Origin of the sequence: Dorea phocaeensis (assembly GCF_900240315.1) — a bacterium.
Lineage (GTDB): Bacteria > Bacillota > Clostridia > Lachnospirales > Lachnospiraceae > Dorea_B > Dorea_B phocaeensis.
Genome location: NZ_OEPZ01000005.1, coordinates 155699 through 178357, shown reverse-complemented (window position 1 = coordinate 178357; position 22659 = coordinate 155699). Strand labels below are relative to the sequence as shown.

Below are 22659 nucleotides of genomic sequence, written 5' to 3'. Positions count from 1 at the left end.
GCCGCTCAGTCACAAAAGTCTTCATCCGAAGAATCAAACTTAAGCGCTTCGCTCGACTTGCATGTGTTAAGCACGCCGCCAGCGTTCATCCTGAGCCAGGATCAAACTCTCGTTAAAAATCTCTTCCTGCTTCAAGCAGGTTAAGTTCAAGTTCGTTCCAGGTCCAAGAAAACTACTAGCTTTCTTATCCCTTTTACTGTTTTAAGGTTGACATTTTAAAATGTCTGTTCTGAATAATTCTCTGAAAGAATTTTCAGGGTTGTTGTCTATTGTTTAATTATCAAGGTTCTTGTTTCATTGCTGTCTCTCGTGAGTCAGCTAAATCATAATAACATTTCTGTCGTTTTATGTCAAGAACTTTTTTCATATTTTTTTGAACATTTTTTAATGAACTTTCAAATAAGAATTTAATTCCCAACAAACGGAGAAAGAGGGATTTGAACCCTCGCGCCGCTATTAACGACCTACTCCCTTTCCAGGGGAGCCCCTTCAGCCTCTTGGGTATTTCTCCTTGCGTAAGCACGATTGACATTATAGCCTTTATTGCAGCTTCCTGTCAAGTACCTTTTTCAACTTTTTTCGAGTATTAGTTCCAAAAGTCTTCTTGATACAATTTGGGACGGAGTTTTTTTCAAAAAACTCCGTCCCAAATTGACATTTAAAGGATTAAACTCACAGGAACTTCTACTCGTAACAAGTCAGATTCATTCCCTGTACCAATTCTGTTTCCGCATCAAAATCGATTTCGCAATTTTTGAAATAACTGTCTTCCGCATACCATGTATACATATGAAGACTGTCTCCTTCATACACTTCTTCGGTCGCTCCGTATGCCTCTACCACATCAGCTTTACCAGTTCCAATGGTAATTCCTCCTGGGAATACCACACTGAACCCACCATCATCAATCATATATTCATCTACAGAGATTCCGCCCACCAGACACTCTTTTGCAGTCTGGGTTCCATCGGTCATATTTACCAAATGTACCATGAGCTCATCATCGCCACTTTCAAAATATGCCAATGTGTATTCACCCGGATTTACAACATATTCTTCCGGCGTATCTTCCGTATCCAATTTCAGACCTGTTGCTTCCAGATCTTCTACTGTACATGGAAGTGTCAAAACTGCATCGTTAATCTGTACTGTATAACTATCCCAGTTTGCTCCAAGTTCATCACTTGCTTCTGCCGGCTTAGCCGCTGGCTTCTTCCCCTCATCAGCATCCGGCTGATCATCAAGATCTTCTTCAGCAAAATCATCCGAAATTACAGTGGATGGAACTTCCTCACTTGCAGCTTTAAAGACAAACACTCCATAGATGATACTTCCAACCAAACCAATAACTGCACTGATAATGGTAAATAATCTCGCTTTTTTTGCGGCAGCCTGCGCCCCAGCATAATCCCCAGATCTCTGCAGCGAATTAATTCGGCTTGCATACACAATTCCCGCGATACCAAGCGGCAGACAACAAAGCAGCGTAGCCAAAATAGAAAAGATCATGTACGGAGTTCCATTAACTGGTTTGCCCGGCTGACCATATCCTTGTTGATTATACCCCTGCTGGTTGTATCCTTGCTGATTATATCCCTGCTGGTTGTAATTATTCTGTCCGTTCATTCCCTGATCTGGCGCGCCATACTGATATCCAAAATCTCCCTGCGCCGAAGATGCTGTTCCTTCTGCATTCGGATTCCCCTCCCCCTGGTTCTCCGCAGCGGACATATTCTCTGGTTCAACAACAGAACCACATGTTGGACAGATCTTTGCTCCATCCGGCACATCATTTCTGCAAAACTTACATTTCATAAACTTCCTCTCCTTCCTCAAGCTGTACAATTCTGCATAAAGCACTTTAGATTAATATAATATAAAAACACGCATTTCGCAACAAGTTTTTACAGAATTTTCCGAACATTCAAACAGGAATAGATAACAAAAAAAGAGTTCTGAAAACAGAACTCTTTTTTTCAGCGGAGAGGGTGGGATTCGAACCCACGCGCCCTCTCGGACAAACGGTTTTCAAGACCGCCTCGTTATGACCACTTCGATACCTCTCCACGTATTCACTTTTCTGTCACTTGTTCAGCAACGTAATTAATCATAGCACAAAAAGTGATCCTCGTCAAGCTTTATTTTCTCATTTTACTCATCTTGTTCAGAAGCTTGTTTAAAAATGCTAGAAAACCTTTAACTAGCAGAAGCATTTTGCAGAAATGTTCCCGCAATTTCCAAATCTTCCGGTGTTGTAATCTTTAGATTCCTGTAGGAACCTTCAAACAATCTGACCGACACTCCCAGCATCTGCTCCGCCACCATTGCATCATCTGTCACCTGAGTCCCCTCTTCCTTCATCAGCTTGGAATATGCTTCCTCTATTAAAGAATATTCAAACACCTGAGGTGTCTGCACCGTCCATACAAATCTCCGGTCGGGAGTTGACACTGCAAAATTCTCTTCATCCACCATCTTGACCGTATCTTTGCTTGGCATTCCTGCTACACAGGCGCCATATTTTTCTACATACTCATAGCCTCTTTGCAGAATCGCCTCATCTACAAACATTCTGGCTCCATCATGGATAAACACATAGCATTCTGAATCCTTTACCGCCCGAAGTCCTCTAAAGACCGACTCATAACGCTCCTTCCCGCCTTCCACAATAGTGTGAACCTTTTCTATATGATAGGGATCCAGAATTTCTTCCTGAACATATGCAATCTGGCCTGGTCCTACCACCAATATCACATCGTCGATCACTTCCGATTTCTCAAACGTCTGCAATGTGTAGTAAATCAGCGGTTTCCCTTCCAACTCAATATATTGTTTCTGCACAGCACTGCCCATCCGCCGCCCCTGTCCTGCCGCAAGCACAATTGCTGTACACTTTTTCTTCCCATGCTTTGTCATTATCTCGTTCTCCTGGTTCTACCTTCTCTTACCGTCACCATTCTCCTAACGTTACCGTTCCCCCAGTTTCAAGTTAGGCACTGCATTCAGGTCCCATCCGTGACGTGTGCCGCTCAAATATTCGTAATAAGCCGCCACACCGATCATCGCCGCATTGTCCGTGCAATAAATCGGAGACGGATAGTAGAATTCCACACCTTTCGCCTCACACGCTGTTTTCATCGCTTCGCGAAGTGCGCTGTTGGACGCAACTCCTCCTGCGATTGCAAGCTTATCCACCTGATACTCTTCCACTGCATGCATAGCATTTGCCACAAGTACATCGGTCACCGCCTTTTGAAACGATGCAGCCACATCTGCCTGAGAATAAACTTCCCCTTTCATCTGACATCCATTAATGTAATTCAGCACAGCCGACTTCACACCACTAAAGCTGAAATCATACGGGGCATCTTCCACATGTGCACGCGGGAAAGAAATCGCTTCTGGATTTCCCTCTTTTGCCACTTTGTCAATTTTCGGACCTCCCGGATACCCAAGACCGATCGCTCTTGCCACCTTATCAAAGGCTTCGCCCGCCGCGTCATCTCTGGTTCTGCCGATAATATCAAATTGTCCGTAATCCTTCACTCTTACCAGATGCGTATGTCCGCCAGATACTACCAATGAGAAAAATGGCGGCTCCAATTCTTTGTGTTCAATAAAATTAGCCGCAATATGCCCTTCAATGTGGTGAACCCCTATCAGTGGCTTTCCCGCCGCGTAGGCAATTGCTTTCGCAGCCGCAACGCCCACCAAAAGCGCTCCCACTAATCCCGGTCCATAGGTCACGCCAATGGCATCAATATCAGCCAACGTTACATCTGCCTCTGCAAGCGCAGCCTCAACCACCTGATTAATCTTCTCAATATGCTTCCTGGATGCAATCTCCGGCACTACGCCCCCGTACAGGGTATGAAGCGCAATCTGCGAAGAAATCACATTTGACAGCACTTCTCTCCCATTTCGAACCACAGCCGCAGCCGTCTCATCGCAGGAACTTTCGATTGCAAGAATCAACACTTCTTTTTTATCACTCATATCCATATCCTTCTTCCTAATCCTCAAATACCAGCTCGACAGTTCGACGATCCTTTGCCGCTACAGATGCCGGGAAGATCGCCCTTACCTCATCCATATATTCTTCCGGTTTGATCAGGGACGGGCTATAGTGCGTCAGCCACATTTCTTTGACCCCAGCGTCTTTCGCAAGCTGTGCCGCCTCATAAAAAGTCATGTGCTTATACTCTCTCGCCTTTTTCTGTTTATCCTTCTCTCCATACATTCCTTCACAGATGAACAAATCTGCACCGGCCGCATTTTCCCGAATAGAATCTGTCGGCCGCGTATCGGTACAGTAAGTCAACTTAATTCCCTTTCGTGCAGGACCAAGCACCATATCCGGCGTGTAGACGTTGCCTCCATCTTCCACCGTCTCTCCCTTCTGAAGCATTCCCCAGAAACGCTGTGGGATCGCAGATGCATTGGCTCTCTCCACATCAAACTTTCCAGCGCGATCCACTTCCATTGTATATCCATAGCACGTCACATTGTGATTAACACGGAATGCCTTCAACCGATAACCGTTCATCTCAAAAGTCTGCATCGGTTCCGTAATTTCAATACATTTGATAGCAAACGGCAGTTCCGGAGCAATCACACGAAGTGCATTTACCACACGCTCTAGACCTTTTGGCCCAATCAGCGTCAACGGCTCTGTGCGATCCGCATTTCCCATCGTGAGCAAAAGCCCCGGCAGTCCGCTGATATGATCCCCGTGAAAATGAGTAAAACAGATCACATCAATCGGCTTAAAACTCCAGCCTTTTTCTTTGATCGCAATCTGCGTTCCCTCGCCGCAGTCAATCAACAAACTACTCCCATTGTATCTGACCATCAGCGCAGTCAGCCAACGGTACGGAAGCGGCATCATACCGCCAGTTCCTAACAAACATACATCTAACATATTTTACCTCTGTCCTTTATTTTCCCTTCTAGCTCCAACCTTCCGGTTTTACCCGAAAACGTCTCACCATCTCATCATAGCAATCTTCGCAAAGTTCAAACCGATGGACCTGATTATCTTTGCCTGACGCATAGCCCCAGCGCTTTTCCACTTCCAGCACATCCTCCGCCGGAACCCCTTCGATCACCGGAATCCTTTTCCCGCAGCAGTTGCAAACGATGGTGTCAAGTTCCTGTGTTTCTTTTACAATTCTATGATACTGGCGCATACAATTCCTCCTGTGTGAATCCTTTTCTTTCACCTTCTGTTACGCCTATATTATAACTTTCTAATCCGCATATTCCTATTGGGAATCCATGTCAACACTGCCAGTTATCTGCCAGCCTTCCGGCTCATCAGCACCGCGTCTTCCACTGGATTTTTATAATAGTTTTTTCGAATTCCATCTTCTGCAAATCCGTACTCTCTATAAAAGGAAATGGCCGGCACATTGCTCTTACGAACTTCCAGCATCAGGCGGTCAATTCCCTTCTCTTCACAGAAATCTTCCACCGCATGAAGCAGCCGGGCTGCAGCCCCTTTCCTTCGATACGCCGGATCTACTGCAATCCGGGCAATCTCGCCCTCATCCAGTACATAATAAAAGATGACATATCCGATCAACAAACTATCTAGCCAAATCCCGCCAAGCCAGGTCCGGCTCTTCTGATGCAGGCTCTCCCGCAGTGCCGGAAGACTCCACGCATCCGGAAAGATCGCCAGCTCCAGGTCTGCAATCCTCGGAAGGTCCGTCTCCTCAAGCCCCTTTACTTCCCACATTTACAGTACCTCGATATCTCGAATCAGCTCTTCCACAGCCTCTTCCTTCGTCGCCCAGCTTGTACAGAAACGAACCACACAACGGGAAGCATCCATGCGTTCCCAGAATCCAAAGGAATATTTTTCCTTCAGCTTCTCCAGATGTTCATCCGGAAGAATCGGGAACTGCTGATTTGTATAAGAATCATAACGAAGTGCATAGCCCTTCTTCACAAATGCTTCTTTCAGGCGCATAGCCAGCCGGTCTGCATGATCTGATATCCGAAAATACAAATCATCGGTAAACAATACGTCAAACTGGATCCCCAAAAGACGACCTTTCGCCAGCATACCGCCGCTTTGCTTGATCAAATAGCGGAAATCCTTTTTCAGTGCAGGATTTGTAATCACAACCGCCTCGCCAAATAAGGCGCCCACCTTTGTTCCGCCTATATAAAACACATCCGTAAATGCTGCAATATCTGCAAGTCCAAGTTCAGACGCTTCCGACATGACTCCATATCCCAATCTTGCTCCATCCAAAAACAGCGGAAGTCCCAATTCTTGGCAGACCTCGTAAAGAGCCTTCAGCTCTTCTTTACTATATAACGTTCCATTTTCTGTTGGGTGCGAAATATAAACCATCCCCGGCTGAACCATATGCTCGTGATCCGCATCCTGCCAATGTGCTTCGTAATACTCCCTCACTTGATCCGCCGTAATCTTCCCATCCTCACTCGGAAGTGGAAGCACCTTATGTCCGGTCGCCTCTACCGCTCCCGTCTCATGCACATTGATATGACCTGTATTGGCCGCAACTGCTCCTTGATGCGGGCGAAGAATCGAACGAATGACTGTAAAATTCGTCTGGGTTCCTCCCACCAAAAAATGAACATCCGCCTCTGGCGCATCACACAGCGTACGGATCTTCTTTCTTGCGCGCTCGCAATAAGGATCATTTCCATACCCAACTGTCTGTTCTTCGTTTGTCTCCGCCATTTTCTGCAAAATCAATGGATGCGCTCCCTCTGCATAATCACATTGAAACCGAATCATGACCAAGTCTCTCCTTTCTCTCTCGTTCTGCCTGGGATACCCTTAGATAGTCCGGCTGATGCTCTGCTGCCGTCTCCACCTTCCCAGCTTCATAATACCAAAGCGCCAGGCTTCCTACCGATGCCGCCCGCTGCCGATTCATCTGCGCCGGCGCGAACCATATTTCTCTATCTTTTAAAATTCTCTCTGTTAAATCCTCTCGGAAAACCGGCACTCCATCTCCCAAAAACACGATTTTCCCTTCATACTTCTGAAGCTTTTCCCCTAGTTCTTCAATTCCAATCACCATCTGATCTTCCAGCACCTTCAGCTTGTCACCCTCAAACGTATAAATTCCTGTATAGACCTGTCTTCTTCTGGCATCCATAATCGGACACACGATGTCCGCCGTTCCGCAGAGATTATACGCCATCCCTTCCAGTGTCGGAATATGAATCAGCGGCTTATCAAGAGCAAGCCCCAAGCCTTTTGCCGTCGCCGAGCCAATCCGAAGTCCGGTAAAGGAGCCCGGCCCTGCTGCGACTGCAATCGCATCGATACTTTTCAAATCCAATTCCGTCATCTTCGCCACTTCATCTAGCATAGGCAGAAGTGTCTGGGAATGTGTCTTCTTATAATTCATAGTATATTCTGCAATCGTCTGGCTTTCTCTGGTGTTTCCCTCCACCACGGCAACGCTTGCCACCAGTCCTGAACTGTCCAATGCTAATATTCGCATACTTCAATCCTCCGATAATCAAATCCCTGTTCCAGGTCTTTCTCAATTCGTATCTCTGTATAATGTTCCGGCAAAATCTCTTCAATCAGATTCGCCCACTCGATCAAACTGACGCCTTCACCATAAATATAATCTTCGTATCCGATCTCTTCCATCTCTTCCACGTCGCCAATCCGATAAACATCAAAATGATAGAAGGGCAGACGCCCTTCTTCATAAACCTGCACAATTGTAAACGTCGGGCTGCTGACCGGTTCTTCGATCTCCAGTCCTGCCGCCAGTCCTTTCGTAAATACGGTCTTACCAACGCCAAGATCTCCTACCAGCGTGTAAACCTGACCCGCTTTTGCCTGACGGCCAATCTTTACACCCAATTCATAGGTCTCTTTCTCGCTTCTGCTTTCCAGAATCATCGTTTCCTTCATCCTCTCTACTTCTTCCCATCTCCACGACGGATCCGCACTGCGGATGCCGGCATCTTTGCAGCGATCAAATCTGTCACTGCCGCATAATCTTCTCCCATCTGTTCAATCGGAAGAATGACAGCACGTTTCTGCGTATCGTACAAAATCACAATCCGCTTTCTTGAAATTGCCTTTTTAAAACCAGACCACGCAAGGAACTTGCCTTCTTCATCATCTTCCGCCTTTGTCCTCACACCATTTTCATCAAACTCATAGATTACCGGATTGGTAAGTTTAGAATTCTCCATCTGCTTTGTCACACTCTTCTTAATAAAGCGCGGGAATAAGAACAGTATTACTGCTACGAAAATCAAAAATACTCCCGCCAGCAGATAATTTCCTCTCATAACGAAGGAAATCGTAAATCCCACATTCAAAAACCCTAACACCAGCGCTAGAATCCCTGACATCCCTGTGTAAATATGGTATATCATAAATTCCGCCATAGACTCTGAATCCATTTTCACTTCAATTTTTATCGGCATCTTTATACCCTCCTGTATATTTTCTTTTCGCTTCTTGCTTTATCCTTTGTCATCTTCCGGATTTCATCTTTTCCGAATATTATAACATATCTTTTTTTCTTCTGCCACTGATGTTATACTTATTTTTATACCAAATAAACTACAGGAGGAAACCCTTATGAACTTTCATTTCTATCATAACAACATCAATGTACTGGATTTGGAAAAATCCATCGAATTCTACAAAAAGGCGCTTGGTCTTACCATTACCAGGGAGACCGAAGCCGAAGACGGCAGCTTCAAGCTTGTGTTCATGGGCGATCAAACCACGCCCCATCTTCTGGAGCTGACTTGGCTTCGCGACATGGACCGGCCATATAATCTGGGGGACAACGAATTCCACCTCGCCCTTCAAACGGATGATATGGACACGGCGCTTAAACTCCACAAAGAAATGGACTGCGTCTGCTTTGAAAATCCGGATATGGGGATTTACTTTATCAACGATCCGGATGGATACTGGATTGAAATCTGTCCGGCGCAGTAAAGAAACAAACATCTTTCCCAAGTAATAAATAACAAAAGAAACCACTAGCTTTATGAGCGATATACCCCTCATAAAACCAGTGGTTTCTTTCTATTTCACTTTTTCTTTTCCTCTTATCCGTTCCACGGAAACCTATTTCCACACATCAGTGTTATAAAGTCCGATATCAGCCGCCTTGAATACTGGATTCTTTCCGGCTTTTTTCTGCTCTTCATAATTGCGAAGTGCTTTGCATGCAATATTTCTTAATAAGAAGATCGCTATAATATTGACAATTGCCATACATCCCATCGTGATGTCTGCCAAGTTCCATACCAGTGAGAAATCCGCCTGAGCACCCAGGAAAATTGCCACAATACACGTAATTCTAAATACGAATAATACCTTCTTATCATTTTTGATAAAGCGAATGTTGGACTCTGCATAATAGTAGTTTCCAATCAAACTGCTGAACGCAAATGCAAAAATGGAGAATGTAATAAAATGAATTCCCCACTGTCCCACATTGGAACTAATCGCCTGCTGTACATACGGAATTCCATCCAATACGCCAGCTTCTCCTTCTACTCCAGATACCAGCAGCATCATTGCCGTACTAGAGCAGATCAGAAGTGTATCAATAAATACAGAAATAGCCTGTACCAGCCCCTGCTTTATCGGATGCTCTACATCTGCGGATGCGGATGCATTTGGAGCACTCCCCATACCTGCCTCATTTGAGAACAATCCACGCTTAATACCAATTACGACAGCGCTTCCTGCAAGACCACCGGCTATTGCCTGAAAATCAAATGCATTTTCCATAATGACAGCAAATACGTGCGGAATCTCGCCTGCATGCATAATCATTGTTACGATTCCAATCAGAATGTAGGCTGTTGCCATGATCGGAACGATCACTGAACTGATAAATCCGATTCTGTGCACGCCTCCCCAGATTACTAAACCTGTTGCTACTGCAAGGATTGCTCCTACCAGCATCGGATACATGGAATCAGAATAATTTGGAATATAGTATTCCAGCGCGGACGACATATTAAAAGACTGTAATCCGTTAAATCCATATGCAAAACAGATAATCAGCAGAACTGAAAACAGAACACCTAAGGAACGTTTGCCAAGCGCACGCTCCATATAATAGGATGGACCCCCTCGGAACTCGCCGCCTTCTTTTACTTTGTAAATCTGTGCCAGTGTACTTTCAATAAAGGCGGATGCGCCTCCAATTACTGCCATCAGCCACATCCAAAATACGGCTCCCGGACCTCCTGCCGCAATTGCAGTTGCAATTCCTGCGATATTACCAGTTCCTACACGGGAAGCTGTTGAAATCATCAGCGCCTGGAAGGACGATACCTTCTTTTTACCCTGCTCATCTTCTCCCGCTTTCTCCAGCAGCGACTTTAATCCATCTTTCAAAAGTCGTAGCTGCACGCCACGTGTTCTGATCGTAAAATAAACTCCTACAAACACCAGCAGGATGATCAGTACATACGTGTACATGAAATCGTTAATCTGCGTCAAAATGTCATTAATCTGCATTCCCTCTTTTCCTCTCTGTACTATATTTGTGCATCATCTTACACAGCACGCCAATTATAGCATATATACAGGCATTTTGTCAGCAACTATTCTATTAGGGACAGGGTAAAAATGAAATGGGGACGGAGGTTTTTTGAAAAAACCTCCGTCCCCATTTCAATTTACATTCCAACTATCTGGAATCCTTCTGCTTCTTTTCCAATCTGACACAGCAGCTGCCGCATCTTCTGATCCTTCAAATTCCCTTTCAAAATCATTCTGATTTTCTGTCTTCCCTCTTCCGTCTCTAAGTTCAGAGAAATAATCGAAATCTGGTTTAATTTCGCCATATTCACAAACAAGTTAAAGTCGCTTGCCTCCGCATCGCACGCAAACGCGATCTCAATCTGAGAGTGCTCTTTTTCTGCCGACAATCCTGCCGCCTCCAGCGCTTCCGCAAGCACCCGATCCTGCTTCTCCGTCAAAATCCCGTACTGGTATCTGCGGCTTACACTCATCAAATGCCGCAAGAACATCACATACTCATCTCGGACTTCCGGCGCTACATCTCCTGCGCGTTTTTCAATAATTGCCAATTCCCGCTCCAGGACGAACACGTCTCCGCCAGTCTCTCTCTTTGTCTCTGCCACGCATCCTGCGCACTCCATACGTTTTAAAAAGAGAGGCTTCATCTGTGTATCCACTGCGTCAATTTGTACCCGAATCTCCTCTAATGTCATTTTCTCATACCCCCGAAAATCAGACTAAAGCTCCTTGCCGTCTTAACTCCTCTTGTATCTTTACCACTTCAGCTGTCCCGTGAAGCGCCTGCCATGCAGCTGCCACACCCGCGCCATGTCCTGTTGCAAAACAAGTTCCCATGACACGCACCGCTGCAAATGCTGCATCATCTGAGGAAATCATTCTTCCCGCGCCATAAAGATTTTCAAAACTCTCTGACTGCAATGCACCAAGCGGAATATCAAAATAGCTTCCGCCTTCTACTTCCATATACGTGCCCATCTTATTAACATCCTTGTGGATCTCAGGCTTCCAACCACCTCTTGCCACAGTGTCCGGCCGTTTCCTCCTGCCCAGAACATCCTCTGCCGTAATCCTGTCTTTTCCGCAAATCCTTCTAGTCTCCCGAAGACCGATTGCCGGTCCGATCACTGCAAGTTCAGCATGTTCCATTCCCGGCATATATTCCCTAAGTGCCTTTACATAAGAAAGAACCTGCCGTCTCGTTTCACGCTCCATTTGCGTCATCTCTTTCGCCGAAATCCCTGTCGGCATAACACTTGGGAGCAGCACCGACACCGTACTCGAACCCTCTTTGCGAAGTACAAATCCCCTTTCTTTCGTAAGAAATGGAATTCCCGCTTCCTTGGCCCGGATCACTGCCTGCTCAACTGCCGCAGGCGTCATATCTTTGGACGTATCCACACCACTTAAACGAAACGGCAATGTTGCTACCTGTACCCTTCCTTCTTCATCGCCCCAGAGCGTATTGGCCCCGGCAAGATGTGCAAGCGCCGCATCGCCACTGGCGTCTACGAAGCAGTCCGCCTCGACGGTGAAAGCTCCCTCATCATCCATACACTGAAGGCTTTGAATTCGACCATCCTTTACCTTTACGTCGATCAGACTGGTGTGAAGAAGAAGCTCCACCCCCTCCTTCTCCACCAGGTTATCCAGCGCACATTTCAGATACTCCGGCTGGAAATTAATATTCTTATTTCCTGTCGCAGACACTACATACTCCAAAGTAGGTCCCAGACTTTCCATCTCCTGAAGCACCAGATCTCCGACACCGGCAACCACCTTCACCGGATTCTCTCCACAGGTATAAAACCCACAGAATGCTGCCACGCCGGAATTCGTTGCCTCTCCGCCCAAATAGGGACTGCGTTCAATTAATACCGTCCGCGCTCCAGTGCGGCTGGCTCCAACCGCCGCTGCCACACCGGCGGTTCCTCCGCCGACAACCGCCACATCAAACGGATAACATCTTTCCACCATGATTGTTCTATCTCCTCATTTCACACACTTCTTGCTGGTCACTGACTGTTCCTACATTTCCTACATTACCAATGTACCAATCGGGTATGCAACAAAACTCAGCACCAAAATTGCCATCACGGCAAACACACCGCCCCACACGAACATAGACTTGGTATCCGTCCAGCCGGATCCAATAGCAACCGTATTGACCGTACTCTGGCCAGCCGGCGTCATGTTACAGATTCCAGCCGCAAATCCAACCATACATACAACTACCGCCACATTGACGCTTCCTTCCGGAAGTGCAGTCAACACAGACAACGCTACAGCGCTTACTACCGTCGTTGTCACGATATTAGAAGAGAAATTGGTTTCTACTACTGCCCATGTCATAAAGAACAGGATCAATCCGATTACCGGAAGATTTCCAGTCAACGGCTCAAGCACGCTAGTCAGCCAGGAGCTGATTCCGATCTCTTCATTGGTCAGACAGGAGCCAAGCTGTGTTGCTGCTGCAGTCATCAGAATACTTCCCCACAGCACACCTTTGCTTGTCACCTCTTTAAAGTTCATAATCCGTTCTCCGTCCACCTGGAAAATAAAGAGCAGTACACAACCAAGAAGCGGCGGCATTGCGGTAGACCATCCATTTACCGTCGCATACAGATCTGGAAGTACACCTTTTACTAAGCTTGGCGCTACCCACAGAAGTACGGTAAGCAGCATAACACTAAGAATAATCTTCTCCTTTTTATCAGCTGCCGGAACCGTTCCACGAAGACTCATTGCCTTCTCCGGACAAATATCATTTACATCATCTGGGCGATAAATGAAACGAAATACCAGAATCAGCAGGATAATCAGCAGAATACCAGCCGGAATTCCCATTGCCATATACTGGAACTGATTGACATCCTTTCCCGTTGCCGCTGTATAATAGCCAATCGCCATGGTCGGCCATACGTGTCCGATTGCTGTCATACCAGAAGACAGGCTGATACAAAATGCGGTTCCCATCATCATCAGGTTTCCGGTTTTTCCACCCTTTTTCACTTCCAGCACCTGGAAAATATCTTCCAAAAATGGCATAAATGCTACAAACAAAACAGATGGTGAGATAAACAATCCCATAAATGTCACTGCTGCAAACAGAACACAGATAAAATGCCATGGTCCTTTTCTTGCAATTTTATTCGTAATAAATGAAATGGTACACCGTCTTACAAAATTCGTCTTAGAAAGCGGATATACCAACATAAATGTAAAGATCAAAAATGCAACCGTTGTATTTCCAAATGCTCCCACAAATGTCGGTCCAAAACCAAACACCGGAAGAAGTCCTAACGCCAGCAGAGTAATCATACTCGGCCAATCAATGGAAATTCCGATCCACATGATCAGAGATCCGAAGAACACACCCAGAACTGCAACCGCATCTGCGGACAATCCTCCTGCCCCCGGAAGCAATCTTGCCCCGAACATCACAACCAATGCCAGAACAAGAATGATATTTGCTTTTGTATTTTTCTTAGCCATAATCATTCTCCTTTCTTCTCATTCCTTTACAATGATCCATTGCTAATTTTTTAACCAACTTTATAATATTTCATCTATTGTTATTTGTAAAGTATTAGTATATTATGTTTTCTATAGGAAAATCCTATAGCATGGATTATTTTCGTATACTTGCATAATGACAGGAACGTTTAAACATACAAAAGGAGGTCTTTTTATGCAATTCCACCAACTTCGTTACGTACTGGAAGTTGCCAACGAAAAAAGTATATCTGCAGCCGCGAAAAAATTGTATCTCTCTCAGCCCTCTTTGTCCCAGCAGATTATCAATTTGGAGAAGGAACTTGGCATTCCGCTCTTTGTCCGCCATTCCAAGTCTGTCACCCTGACAGATGCCGGAGAACAATTCGTCCAATCTGCAAAACGGATCTTAAATGAAAAAGAGCAGCTTTCTGATCTGATGGAAAAATACAGCCTTCTTCAAGGCGGAACACTTCACCTGGGACTTCTGTGGATTGCCGGATATCTGGATCTTGCAAAAGTCATTTCTGATTACCAGGAAACACATCCGGGAATCACCTATTCCCTGAAAGTAAACGGAAGCAAAAAACTTCTGGAGATGCTATATGCACGCTCTATCAATGCTGCATTTCTTTTAGGAATCGAAAACGCACTGAAAAACCACGAAGAACTTTTCTGCCACAAAATTCTGGATGACCACTTTGTCGCAGTTGTTCCCTCCAAACACCCTTTTGCCTCTAAACGTTCACTCTCCTTGAAAGAACTCCACGAACAGCCCATCATTATGCCCGCGAAAGAATCTTCCGTTCACAAAAATTTCATTCAGGCATTTGACCATTATGGGGTTGCACCATCCATGATCTGCGAGACAAGCCAATCCGACTTCGTAATGAAGCTGGCTGCCCAGAATCTTGGTATCGGATTTTCTTCTAATTCTATTGCCCAGGCATTAAAAACAGAGGCTACTGCCATCATTCCTTTAGAAGAATACATCCCCCGCACCATCTATTATGTAACCTTGAACGAACTGCTGGAATATCCGCCCATCCGGTCTTTTACCGAATACGTTCAGCAATATGACTTTAAAACACAATTTGAAACAGAAAAAGAGTGAATTACCCTCTAAAATATGTTACTATAAATACATATTTTAGATATTCATTACAATTAGGAGGATTTTTCAAATGAAATATTGTACCAAATGCGGCGCGCAGTGTAACGATACAGAAAAATTCTGTAAAGAATGCGGCGCACCTTTACCGGAAAACCAGAATATGGCTGGCGCAAGCGCAGACAACACGACAGCAAACAGCACAGCTTCTAACAATGCAGCAAACGATCCAAACTACAATTATAATTACAACTATAACACAAGCACAGGCAACACTTATCAGAACGGAACAAATGCCGGTTCCAATTATTCCGGCGGCAACTATTACAGCAATGCAAATGGACAGCCTAACTACAATGGCGCTCCAAATTACAACGGCGCTCCGAACGGACAGCCTAACAATGGCTACAACCAGCCTTTTAGCGGCGTTCCTTACGCTGGAATCGCAAGAAGAAGCATTCCTGTGGCAATCCTTCTTTCTATTGTCACCTGCGGTATCTACGGAATTTACTGGATGATCAAGCTAAATGACGAGGTTAATGTCCTTGCCCTTGAGCCAAATGCTACTACCGGCGGTATGGTATTTCTGTTGTCTCTTGTTACCTGCGGCATCTACGGCTTATACTGGATGTATCAGATGGGTGAACGCTGTGACCGCATCAAAGGAAATGCCGGCAACTCCGGACTTCTGTATCTGCTTCTTGGAATCTTCGGACTCAGCATCGTTAGCTACTGCCTGATGCAAGATACCATCAACCACGCCGTTGCATAGCAAAGACGATCTGCTCATTCTTTTTGGATGAGTAACCATAAAAAGCATTGAGACGTCAACCGCTCATCCGACTGACGCCTCAATGCTTTTATTTTATGGTCTAAGTCCCAGACCACCTTCCAGGGTAATCGTCTCACCACTCATATATTTGAAATCCGGAGATGCCAACTGTACACACACACGTCCAATCTCCTTTTCCGTATCACCGAAGTGCCCTACTGGCGGTGTCTTCACATTTGCCTGAAAGGCTTCCGGATAATCACTTGAGAACTTCTCAAGCTGCGCCGTCCACGCCAGCGGACAAACGATGTTAACATTGATCCCATCCGGCCCCCATTCATTTGCCGCCACTCTGGAAAGTCCACGAATTCCTTCTTTTGCCGCTGCATAAGCGCTTTGTCCGTAATTTCCAAACAGCCCTGCTCCTGATGCAAAATTAATAACACTTCCCTTGGTCTCTTTCAAATATGGATAACAAGCTTTCATATAATAGAAAACGGCATATAATCCGGAATACATCGCCAAATCAAACTGCTCTGTCGTATGGTCTGCCAGCGTCACTCCGGATGCGGATGCCTGTGCATTATTAATCAGTACATCAATCCGACCGAATTTCTGAATTGCTTCCTTCACCACGCGTTCTACCGCTTCCTCATTATTTCCACCTGCGGACACATCTGCTTGTACCGGCAGAACCTGTATTTGATACAACCGCTCTAACTCTTCCTTCGCTGCCTCCAGCTTTTTCATATTTCGTCCGGTAATAACCAAATTCGCGCCTTCTTTTGCATATGCGGTTGCAATTCCGTAACCAATCGATCCACATCTTCCATCACTCAATATCGAGCGTCCTCCCCCTGTAATAATCGCTGTTTTTCCCGTTAAAAATCCCATAATTCTGTCTCTCCTTTCTCGTTGCCTTTCTAAATTTATTTTAATGGCTTATTTCTATTCCACATCAATAAAATATCACATTTTTCTAATTATTTCAATATTTCAATATCGTTATCTATTAATTAACAATGTTTAATATTATTATTGATATTTTATCAATTATTTTCTGATACAAAAAAAATCTCCCTCACCGCAAAACAACCGCTTCTGCAGTAAGGGAGATCCCTATTTCACTTTCATTCTCTTTTCTTATTTTAACTCTTCTCCAGTCAACATCTTGTATCCCTGAAGATATTTGCCAATCGTCTTCTCTACGATCTCCTCTGGCAGAGTCCAGTCATTGTCCGGATTCTCTTTCAGCCAATCACGTGCAAACTGCTTATCAAAAGATGGCTGTCCATGTCCCGGCTCATATCCTTCTACCGGCCAGAAACGGGAGCTGTCCGGTGTCAGCATCTCATCTCCTACTACAATGTTGCCTTCCTCATCCAGTCCAAATTCAAACTTGGTATCTGCAATAATGATTCCTTTGCTCAATGCATATTCCGCACATTTTTTATATAATGCAATCGTATAGTCTCTAAGCTTCTCGGCATACTCACGTCCTTTTCCCGGGAACTGCTTCTCCAGGTGGTCGATGCTCTGCTCAAAAGAAATGTTTTCGTCATGATCTCCGATTTCAGCTTTTGTAGATGGTGTGTAAATTGGCTCCGGCAACTTATCAGACTCTTTCAGACCTTCCGGCAGCTCGATTCCGCATACTTTTCCTGTCTCCTGATAGCTTGCCCAGCCACTTCCTGTTATGTATCCTCTTACAATACACTCAATTGGCAGCATGTTAAGTTTTCGACACATCATACTGTTGCCATCGAACTTATCCTGCTGGAAATACTCCGGCATATCCTTCACATCAACAGAAATCATGTGGTTCGGCAAAATATCTTCCGTCAAATCAAACCAGAACTTAGACATCTGTGTAAGAACGGTTCCTTTCTTGGTAATCTCATTTTTCAAGATAACATCAAAACAACTGATGCGGTCTGTGGCAACCATGATTAGGCTGTCACCATTATCATAGATCTCACGTACTTTACCTTCTTTGATTGGTTTCATTTCTTTCATCTTCTATACCTCGCATACGTTATTCTTTGAAACATATTTACCGTATCATTTTTTATATCGTATTGCAAGCCGGAATTTGTATAAAATTTTCATAAAAATTGCAGTGAATTTACAATGAAATCACACCCAATGCACTACTGCATCCCGCAAAAACTGCGCGCAGCCAGTGACTTTTCTGTCATAGTAGGCGGTAAACCGTCCATCCATAATATAGAGATTCGCAATTCCCTTGTGTTTTTCCTTATCATACCGGTTACCAGTAAGCGTAAGCCACCTACGATGAAGCGCTGTAATGTCTCTTCCTTCATCACTCTGCGGCGAAACTTTCTTTGTAACAGCCGCTTCCAGGCGCTGCAGGATTTCTTCTCCTAAGCATGTCCACTCCTGATACTGTTCCCTGGTCAGGTTCTTCACCGTTTCCTGCACCTCATCCACCTCACGGTCTCCATATTTTTCCCGTGCTTCTTGACCATAACATTCCTCATGCTTCTCTACTGCGCGTTTCTTAAACGCTTCAAATTTCTGTTCATCGTTCATCATTTCCTGCTTTTCCTCCGCGTAAATCGTATCCTTGACTGACTGAATCAGTTGATCCAGCCGTAGTTTCCTGCATTCCAGCTCCCGCAAATGGCTCTGCAATGCATCCAGACGTCTGAAGGAAGGATTGTCCAGACATTCCTTGATTTTCGCAAGCTCCACCCCCAGCTCCCGATAATACAAAATGTCCTGTAACCGATCTACCTCCGCCTCTCTGTAATAGCGGTATCCACTCTCCGCTACATATGCCGGCTTTAACAGACCAATTTCATCATACCATCGCAAAGTGCGGGTGGTCACTCCGGACAGCTGTGACAATTCTCTGATTGAGTACTCCATTTTCTTTCCCTCCCTGAAATCACTATAACAGTTGACGTAACGGAAGAGTCAAGCAGTTTTTCATTTTTGATTTTATCGATTCAGTACTTTCTTCCGCCGATAGAAATAATATGGAACCAAGAGGATCGCTGTGGCTCCCCATGCAAGCGGATAACTGTACAATAGCGTAGAGAGTTCGCCCGTCATCGGCGTAACCACAAGAACCCACACCATTCGTACCAACAGAACTCCTCCAAGCGTCATAGCAGACGGGATCAGTACGTCTCCGATTCCTCTTAGTGCACCTGAAAAAACTTCCACAAAAATAAAAATCACATAGCTTGGTATAATCATCCGAAGCATAAAGACCCCGATATCGATTACCGCCTGATCCGTTGTAAACACATGGTAAAGCGGCCTGCAGAATACGAACAAGAATAGGATCAGACTTCCGCCGACCCCCAGCGCCATTCCCAGACAAACCCGCACGCTTTTCTTAATCCGATCGTATCTGCCCGCTCCAAAGTTCTGCCCCGCAAATGTCGTAATTGCGATTCCAAATGCTCCGCAGACCGTCCAGAAAATCGCGTCCATCTTCCCGTAAGCCGCCCAGGCTGCTGCCGTATCGGTCCCGAAATCATTGATCACCGCCTGGATAATAATATTGGAAATGCTGTACCCAAAGGACTGAATTCCTCCCGGAATTCCAATACGAAGTTCCGCCTTTAACAAAGATGCATGGAACCGTATCGCCCGAAGTTCCAATTTCAAAATTCCGTAGGAATACATGAGCGCCCGTGTTACCAGTACCGCGCTGACCCCCTGCGAAATCACCGTCGCAATAGCCGCTCCCGCAATTCCCATACGAAAGCCGATTACCAATACAATATCCAAAACAATATTAATGACACAGCAAACCACCAGATACATAAGCGGGCGTCTGGAATCTCCAACTGCACGCATAATCGACGATCCCATATTGTAAATCAACGTGAAAATTATTCCTAGAAAATAAATTCTCAGATACAGAATGGAATCGGGAATCACATCTGCCGGCGTCTTTAATAAATGTAGAAGCGACGGCGTCGCAAACCAGCCCACCACCGAAATCAGAATACTTGTAGCAATAGAAAATGCATATGCCGTATGAAGCCCCTTGCTTAGACGCTTCAAATCCCGCGCTCCGTAAAACTGCGAAATCACAACGGTTGCCCCGGCAGACAATCCCGTGAAAAATTCAATCACAAAATTAGTCAACACCGCAGATGAACCTCCTACACTCGCCAGCGCCTGCTTTCCCACAAATCGCCCTACAATAATTGCATCCACCGTATTGTAAAGCTGTTGGAACAGCGTTCCCACCATAATCGGGAAGAAAAAGATCAGTAATTGCTTCCAGATTACGCCTTCGGTAATCTGATTTTTCGTTTTGTATGTTGTATTCATTCTTCCTCCAAATAACCTTCTACTCATTCTTTTTTGATTTCTATTCATACTATTTTTATTATAACAAATTCATGCAAAAAAGACATCCACTTTAACATGGATGTCTTCTCTGTCTTAACCAATTCACTATTTTTTAATTCTATTTTTCACATCTACTTTTATCTTCCGACCGCCAGAAAATAGATCATGGAATTATAGAATATAAGAACTGATAACCTGTCCAATCTGTACAATGTTACTTTGTCCCGAAAATTCAAACTTCACCTTCCCAAGTCCGCTGAAATACATTTCCAATTCACTGTCCAGATCAAATACGCCGGCAGTTTCTATTGAATATGCACTTACCTTTGAGTAGGGAAGTGATGTGAAGTCTTTCTTCTTTCCTGTCATTCCCTGAACATTGACCGCAATCACTCGTTTGTTTGTAAACACGCAATAATCTCGCATCGCTTTGTACGCACCAATGATCTCTTCTCCATTAATAAGAAGCGGCTGAATATCTCCGATGACTGCACTTGGATTTACTGGTTTCATTTTCACATAAGCGCTGTTTGTAAAATCAATCATAGTTTTCCCTTCCTCTCTTCTGCTTTATAGCTATAAACAAATCATATTATTAGTTACTTTCCTAATATCTGTTACGACTAATGCCTCTTTTTCTCACCATGACTATATTATAACACCTGCCAACCTATACGCAAACAAAAAAAAGCTAGACAACTATATATTTATCCTCTACTGTTATTAATATTTTTTGCTCATCTACCTCGAAGGACATGACTGAGGCGAGAAGATGGACGAAAAGAAAGTTAGCATTCCACTCCACGCTCCCACGAGGGGAGCGACTTACTCCTTTTTCTTCTCTTTCTGCAAAAACAGAATGTTTCAATCCACATTCCCGCGAGGGGGGCGACAAGATTTAATCTTCCTGGCATAAAACTTCCGATATTTCAATCCACGCTCCCACGAGGGGAGCGACGCTGCCAAGAGGCTGACAGTCTTTATTGTCATTATTTCAATCCACGCTCCCACGAGGGGAGCGACAACGTATCAAGCATGGCATGGTGATGATACAAGAATTTCAATCCACGCTCCCACGAGGGGAGCGACCAAGGCAGATTATTCAGAAGGCAATTAGAGAGCAATTTCAATCCACGCTCCCACGAGGGGAGCGACCCACACCAGTGTTCCGAGCCGATCGGCAATAATCATTTCAATCCACGCTCCCACGAGGGGAGCGACGGTCCTCTGTGGTAGCGGCAGACTACGGATTGTGATTTCAATCCACGCTCCCACGAGGGGAGCGACAAGTGTTCTATGAAATAGAGATACTGTTATTTTAATTTCAATCCACGCTCCCACGAGGGGAGCGACGCAACCCGGTACATTTTTACACCCCGGAATATTGATTTCAATCCACGCTCCCACGAGGGGAGCGACTCATCCTTGTATCTCTTATCATTCTTAACAATCTATTTCAATCCACGCTCCCACGAGGGGAGCGACGCGCCAACACTGTTTGTTTTCCTTTGCTCAATTTATTTCAATCCACGCTCCCACGAGGGGAGCGACATTAGAGGATATGTTGTTTCTGATTTGAGCGGAATTTCAATCCACGCTCCCACGAGGGGAGCGACAAACAATATGACGATAGTTTTAAAATTTGGTTTATTTCAATCCACGCTCCCACGAGGGGAGCGACGGCAACCCAGTTGGTGTAGGATATGCAGGGTACGATTTCAATCCACGCTCCCACGAGGGGAGCGACCACGAACGCTTGGGAATATGATATTGTTAATGTATTTCAATCCACGCTCCCACGAGGGGAGCGACGTTCCCTTAACTGCGATAAAATTGATTCCCTCTGTATTTCAATCCACGCTCCCACGAGGGGAGCGACAATTTTAACAGATCAAAAGCAAGTTTTAATGTTTATTTCAATCCACGCTCCCACGAGGGGAGCGACTTCAATTTTGCCTAAATTTTATACTCTTCTTTTATCTAAGATTACTAATTTTATCTTTACTCTTCACCATTTATTCATTACAGCAGTATACAGTAAAAAAATTTTTGTACATTATTTTGGGTGCGAATCTCTCGATATTTTTATGTATGCTTGCCATTCGCACCTCCATTACATAATAAGAATCTCATCAGCTGCAATACCTCGATCTATACCAACATGTTCTACTTTTGTTTTATATTTATTTCCCAAGTAATAGAACCTCAAACTATCAACTTCTTCATCGATAATATCTGTCAGCTTTGCTTTAAGCATAACACATTGAGCATTGTCTAAAATACATTCAAACACTGAATTTTGCACCCTTCTCCCGTAATTTACACATTGTTTTGCAACTTGGCGCAATCTTCTTTTTCCAGCTGCAGTTTCTGTATTTACATCATATGTAATCAGCACTAACATTCCCT

The 22659-nt window shown here is 44.8% G+C and carries 23 protein-coding genes, 2 tRNA genes, 1 rRNA gene and 1 CRISPR repeat array; of the genes, 3 read left to right on the top strand and 23 right to left on the bottom strand.

Features of this window, described 5'->3' with window-relative positions; all coding sequences use genetic code 11:
- From C0979_RS10925 to C0979_RS10865, 13 genes are all read right to left on the bottom strand, one after another.
- Nucleotides 1-117, bottom strand: a 16S ribosomal RNA gene (locus C0979_RS10925); the annotation flags it as partial.
- Between the two features lie 305 nt (nucleotides 118-422).
- Nucleotides 423-511, bottom strand: a tRNA-Ser gene (locus C0979_RS10920).
- A 173-nt stretch (nucleotides 512-684) separates the two neighbouring features.
- On the bottom strand, nucleotides 685-1815 hold the full coding sequence (locus tag C0979_RS10915; RefSeq protein ID WP_101696011.1) for a CD225/dispanin family protein: 1131 nt from the start codon (nucleotides 1813-1815) through the stop codon (nucleotides 685-687).
- 165 nt (nucleotides 1816-1980) lie between these two features.
- A tRNA-Ser gene (locus C0979_RS10910) sits at nucleotides 1981-2066 on the bottom strand.
- A 130-nt stretch (nucleotides 2067-2196) separates the two neighbouring features.
- Entirely contained in the window at nucleotides 2197-2916 is a 720-nt protein-coding gene (gene ispD / locus C0979_RS10905) for a 2-C-methyl-D-erythritol 4-phosphate cytidylyltransferase (protein ID WP_101696010.1), read from the bottom strand.
- Between the two features lie 51 nt (nucleotides 2917-2967).
- Nucleotides 2968-3996, bottom strand: coding sequence for a tRNA (adenosine(37)-N6)-threonylcarbamoyltransferase complex transferase subunit TsaD (tsaD, locus tag C0979_RS10900; protein WP_101696023.1), 1029 nt, complete (start codon nucleotides 3994-3996; stop codon nucleotides 2968-2970).
- A 16-nt stretch (nucleotides 3997-4012) separates the two neighbouring features.
- Nucleotides 4013-4921, bottom strand: coding sequence for a ribonuclease Z (locus tag C0979_RS10895; RefSeq protein WP_101696009.1), 909 nt, complete (start codon nucleotides 4919-4921; stop codon nucleotides 4013-4015).
- 28 nt (nucleotides 4922-4949) lie between these two features.
- A complete protein-coding gene (locus C0979_RS10890) occupies nucleotides 4950-5189 on the bottom strand; it encodes a hypothetical protein (protein ID WP_101696008.1) in 240 nt (79 codons plus the stop codon).
- A gap of 104 nt (nucleotides 5190-5293) precedes the next feature.
- Nucleotides 5294-5740 carry a ribosomal protein S18-alanine N-acetyltransferase gene (rimI, locus tag C0979_RS10885; protein ID WP_101696007.1) on the bottom strand — a complete coding sequence of 149 codons (447 nt, stop codon included), beginning with the start codon at nucleotides 5738-5740 and terminating at the stop codon, nucleotides 5294-5296.
- Nucleotides 5741-6775 (bottom strand): threonine aldolase family protein, encoded by a 1035-nt coding sequence (locus tag C0979_RS10880; RefSeq protein WP_101696006.1) that lies wholly within the window; start codon nucleotides 6773-6775, stop codon nucleotides 5741-5743. It lies immediately after the preceding gene.
- On the bottom strand, nucleotides 6756-7493 hold the full coding sequence (tsaB, locus tag C0979_RS10875; RefSeq protein ID WP_101696005.1) for a tRNA (adenosine(37)-N6)-threonylcarbamoyltransferase complex dimerization subunit type 1 TsaB: 738 nt from the start codon (nucleotides 7491-7493) through the stop codon (nucleotides 6756-6758). Before tsaB ends, C0979_RS10880 begins: the two co-directional genes overlap by 20 nt.
- Nucleotides 7481-7906 carry a tRNA (adenosine(37)-N6)-threonylcarbamoyltransferase complex ATPase subunit type 1 TsaE gene (gene tsaE / locus C0979_RS10870; RefSeq protein WP_101696022.1) on the bottom strand — a complete coding sequence of 142 codons (426 nt, stop codon included), beginning with the start codon at nucleotides 7904-7906 and terminating at the stop codon, nucleotides 7481-7483. Before tsaE ends, tsaB begins: the two co-directional genes overlap by 13 nt.
- 17 nt (nucleotides 7907-7923) lie before the next feature.
- Nucleotides 7924-8442, bottom strand: a complete 519-nt coding sequence (locus tag C0979_RS10865) for a YcxB family protein (RefSeq protein ID WP_101696004.1) — start codon at nucleotides 8440-8442, stop codon at nucleotides 7924-7926.
- Nucleotides 8443-8599: 157 nt separating this feature from the next.
- Here C0979_RS10865 and C0979_RS10860 point away from each other — a divergent pair, with 157 nt between their 5' ends.
- The gene (locus C0979_RS10860) at nucleotides 8600-8968 is read left to right on the top strand and encodes a VOC family protein (protein ID WP_101696003.1); all 369 of its coding nucleotides are present in this window, start codon (nucleotides 8600-8602) and stop codon (nucleotides 8966-8968) included.
- A gap of 132 nt (nucleotides 8969-9100) precedes the next feature.
- Here the strand turns inward: C0979_RS10860 and C0979_RS10855 are convergent, their stop codons facing one another.
- From C0979_RS10855 to C0979_RS10840, 4 genes are all read right to left on the bottom strand, one after another.
- Complete coding sequence (locus C0979_RS10855; protein WP_101696002.1) at nucleotides 9101-10510, bottom strand: alanine/glycine:cation symporter family protein; 1410 nt, start codon at nucleotides 10508-10510, stop codon at nucleotides 9101-9103.
- Between the two features lie 161 nt (nucleotides 10511-10671).
- The gene (locus C0979_RS10850; protein WP_101696001.1) at nucleotides 10672-11229 is read right to left on the bottom strand and encodes a chorismate mutase; all 558 of its coding nucleotides are present in this window, start codon (nucleotides 11227-11229) and stop codon (nucleotides 10672-10674) included.
- Between the two features lie 19 nt (nucleotides 11230-11248).
- Nucleotides 11249-12511 (bottom strand): FAD-dependent oxidoreductase, encoded by a 1263-nt coding sequence (locus C0979_RS10845; protein WP_101696000.1) that lies wholly within the window; start codon nucleotides 12509-12511, stop codon nucleotides 11249-11251.
- A 60-nt stretch (nucleotides 12512-12571) separates the two neighbouring features.
- Nucleotides 12572-14029 (bottom strand): SLC13 family permease, encoded by a 1458-nt coding sequence (locus C0979_RS10840; protein ID WP_101695999.1) that lies wholly within the window; start codon nucleotides 14027-14029, stop codon nucleotides 12572-12574.
- A 196-nt stretch (nucleotides 14030-14225) separates the two neighbouring features.
- Here C0979_RS10840 and C0979_RS10835 point away from each other — a divergent pair, with 196 nt between their 5' ends.
- Both C0979_RS10835 and C0979_RS10830 read left to right on the top strand, forming a co-directional pair.
- A complete protein-coding gene (locus tag C0979_RS10835; protein ID WP_101695998.1) occupies nucleotides 14226-15143 on the top strand; it encodes a LysR family transcriptional regulator in 918 nt (305 codons plus the stop codon).
- Nucleotides 15144-15213: 70 nt separating this feature from the next.
- Nucleotides 15214-15912 carry a DUF4234 domain-containing protein gene (locus tag C0979_RS10830; protein ID WP_101695997.1) on the top strand — a complete coding sequence of 233 codons (699 nt, stop codon included), beginning with the start codon at nucleotides 15214-15216 and terminating at the stop codon, nucleotides 15910-15912.
- A gap of 93 nt (nucleotides 15913-16005) precedes the next feature.
- Here the strand turns inward: C0979_RS10830 and C0979_RS10825 are convergent, their stop codons facing one another.
- The 6 genes from C0979_RS10825 to cas2 all read right to left on the bottom strand — a co-directional run bounded on the left by C0979_RS10825 (nucleotide 16006) and on the right by cas2 (nucleotide 22654).
- Nucleotides 16006-16806: an SDR family NAD(P)-dependent oxidoreductase gene (locus C0979_RS10825; protein WP_101695996.1), complete on the bottom strand. Its 801-nt coding sequence runs from the start codon at nucleotides 16804-16806 to the stop codon at nucleotides 16006-16008.
- A 249-nt stretch (nucleotides 16807-17055) separates the two neighbouring features.
- Nucleotides 17056-17928: a phosphoribosylaminoimidazolesuccinocarboxamide synthase gene (locus C0979_RS10820; RefSeq protein ID WP_101695995.1), complete on the bottom strand. Its 873-nt coding sequence runs from the start codon at nucleotides 17926-17928 to the stop codon at nucleotides 17056-17058.
- Between the two features lie 120 nt (nucleotides 17929-18048).
- Entirely contained in the window at nucleotides 18049-18804 is a 756-nt protein-coding gene (locus C0979_RS10815; protein ID WP_101695994.1) for a MerR family transcriptional regulator, read from the bottom strand.
- Nucleotides 18805-18876: 72 nt separating this feature from the next.
- Nucleotides 18877-20229 carry an MATE family efflux transporter gene (locus C0979_RS10810; protein WP_101695993.1) on the bottom strand — a complete coding sequence of 451 codons (1353 nt, stop codon included), beginning with the start codon at nucleotides 20227-20229 and terminating at the stop codon, nucleotides 18877-18879.
- 192 nt (nucleotides 20230-20421) lie between these two features.
- A complete protein-coding gene (locus C0979_RS10805) occupies nucleotides 20422-20796 on the bottom strand; it encodes a PH domain-containing protein (protein WP_101695992.1) in 375 nt (124 codons plus the stop codon).
- A 247-nt stretch (nucleotides 20797-21043) separates the two neighbouring features.
- Nucleotides 21044-22195: a CRISPR direct-repeat array (repeat unit 32 nt; unit sequence ATTTCAATCCACGCTCCCACGAGGGGAGCGAC).
- 168 nt (nucleotides 22196-22363) lie between these two features.
- Nucleotides 22364-22654, bottom strand: a complete 291-nt coding sequence (gene cas2, locus C0979_RS10800) for a CRISPR-associated endonuclease Cas2 (protein WP_101695991.1) — start codon at nucleotides 22652-22654, stop codon at nucleotides 22364-22366.
- Nucleotides 22655-22659: the final 5 nt, after the last annotated feature.